This window comes from Levilactobacillus fuyuanensis, from assembly GCF_003946395.1.
GTDB lineage: Bacteria > Bacillota > Bacilli > Lactobacillales > Lactobacillaceae > Levilactobacillus > Levilactobacillus fuyuanensis.
The window spans coordinates 1-2,337 of the sequence record NZ_RHNZ01000043.1 but is presented as its reverse complement, the minus strand read 5'-3'; the positions used below and the strand labels follow the sequence as shown (position 1 = coordinate 2,337).

Here is a 2,337-nt window from a genome sequence, read left to right as displayed (position 1 = left end):
CTCGATTGGCAAACACCGTATCAGGTTATGCTGACAAATTTGTCCAAAAATTCGGATTAAATTTGCAATCTACCTTATAAGTGTCATTCACACTATCTCTTGTAGGATCTCCTTATTAGACAAGCAAATTAAAATGTGGAATAATACTGTTGTAACAAATACATTATGGGAGGTTATATTATGAGTCTAGATGACAAAATTGATAGCACCAAAGATAAGGTAAGTGGAAAAGCTAAAGAAGTTGAAGGCAAGGTTACGAACGACAAGGCCCGCGAAGCTGAAGGTAAGGGTCAAGGTATTCTAGGTAAGGCTAAAGATAAACTGTCAGATTCCAAAGATGCTGTTAAAGATACGGTTGATAACGTAAAGGAAAAGTTAGATAAAGACGATAAATAAATTATCATTTTTAAGAAGACCAAAATCTGGTCTTCTTTTATTTTTTCACGCTTGTTACCCTGTTTTTTCTCCACACTGTAATACGCGGCTTATGTGGTCGCTGCGGCTTTTTACGTTACCACCGTCCATCTTTAAGCTGATGTTCTAAGTCACCCAAGCAACGTGTCTCTGTGCGACTGACAAGGCCAAATCTGCTATTTACCATCTGGCCCATGCCGGCCACCTCCAAATTTTGGGCAAAATAAAAACGCCACGCTATTTAGCACGACGTCTATTATCCTTACACCATCTTATCGAGCCGAGCACCCGCCTGTGCCCACTCCGGAAACTCATACCCGTATTTACTATGAATTAATCATGATATCGCCACCTCCTGACCATATGCAAAAAAAACAGTGATTAGCTGAACTTTTCGATAAATCTATTAAAAGTTTCCGTAGTCCCATTTGCAATTAGTACAACTAAAGCTTCATAGCTAATTTATCAAATTCTTGTATATCAATACCCGTTGCTCCAATTAAATCAAGAATAATCTCCTTTGCTAAGTCTTTACTATAGGAATTTAATTGTTCTGTGAAATCTGGCTCTTCACTTTCATACAGGCCATTGAGCAGTGGAATAATGTAACTATAGATATACACTATTAGTGGATATTCTTTTAATTCCACCAAAACGGTATCAGTTATCCCATCGCTAACCATTTTAGATTTTCTCGTATCAACAACAATTTGATTATGAACATCAACTTTAAAATATACCTTGTTACCACGCTCAGTTAACTCCATTCCGACACTTCTCAATGGAAACTGTCGGGCGATATGCATCTTTAAGACTGATAAATCAGTAATATTAGGTGAGCGACCAATTATCATATCTTGCAAATCATCTCGTTGAATTGTTCCCGAGAACGCATTCATTGCTGGCAATCCAATATCAGAATTAATTTGCCTGTTGTTTCGATCATATTTCCAAAACATCCAAGCAAAAAAGTTATCTTCAAGATAATCAGTACATTCAACATTGTCGTTGCCAATCAATTGAAGGATTTGGTCAACTCTAGTTTTGTCACTAGTGAATATAGCAACATATACTGCATCATCTACCTTTTACCAAGCAATTGATGAAATGCTAGCTAACGCTAGTCCTAGTGATAAATTGTCTAAACGCTTGCAAGCAATCTTTGCCCAAGCATCTATTTCTCGGCGTGATATGTTGGGTGCAATGATTGGCGCCGGTATGAATATTGCTCCTATGTCAATAAATGGCACATCTTTTTCTAAACACTCGTTCTAATTCTGTCGGAATTAAACCAACTGATGTAATTTGAGGTTCGGATTACCAAGTCCTCAAAATTGGAAAAAGTTGTTTGAAAGGCAAACTCTCTCTTCAACAATGAGTGAAAAGCTTCAATTGGCCCATTATCATAAGGATAACCTTGTTTTGAGTATGAGTGGCTAATCTGATGCCGTTCAAGTAAAGTTTCAACTTCGTTGCTGGTGTACTGTGAACCCATGTCAGAGTGAAAATATTGTGGCTTTTGATGACATTCAAGCGCCTGATTAATCGTTTCTACAACTAACGTCGCCTCCATCTGACGACCAATCTTGAAAGCAAGAACTTGATGAACCTTTGGTTCGTAAATAGAACTGAGATAAACCCAGGTTCCTGGACGTAATTCCAAATAAGTAATGTCAGCACGCCATATCCTTGCATTGGGCTGGTGCTTGATTAAATTGGGGCGTTGTGAATGATCCACATGAGTGCCAGGTTTTTTAAATCGCCGATTCATTAAAGAGTGGCAAATTCTATAATTAATCCGAACAGAAATTAAAAAGCCCAAAGCAATCACTTACAATGGTAGTAACTAATTCCAACCAATATAGGGAGTGATTACTTTGGGTACATCTACTTTATCACGTTTTCAACGTGGCGCACTAGCAC

2 protein-coding genes and 1 pseudogene are annotated in these 2,337 nt (G+C 37.9%); 1 reads left to right on the top strand and 2 read right to left on the bottom strand.

The window, feature by feature from the left end:
* The first annotated feature begins 180 nt into the window (after positions 1-180).
* Positions 181-396 (top strand): CsbD family protein, encoded by a 216-nt coding sequence (locus EKM73_RS12610; protein ID WP_125702122.1) that lies wholly within the window; start codon positions 181-183, stop codon positions 394-396.
* A gap of 461 nt (positions 397-857) precedes the next feature.
* Here EKM73_RS12610 and EKM73_RS12605 read toward each other — a convergent pair whose 3' ends face one another.
* Both EKM73_RS12605 and EKM73_RS12595 read right to left on the bottom strand, forming a co-directional pair.
* A complete protein-coding gene (locus tag EKM73_RS12605; protein ID WP_035457754.1) occupies positions 858-1,433 on the bottom strand; it encodes a hypothetical protein in 576 nt (191 codons plus the stop codon).
* A gap of 239 nt (positions 1,434-1,672) precedes the next feature.
* Positions 1,673-2,194, bottom strand: a pseudogene (locus EKM73_RS12595) (IS3-like element IS1163 family transposase); the annotation flags it as partial.
* Positions 2,195-2,337 lie beyond the last annotated feature (143 nt).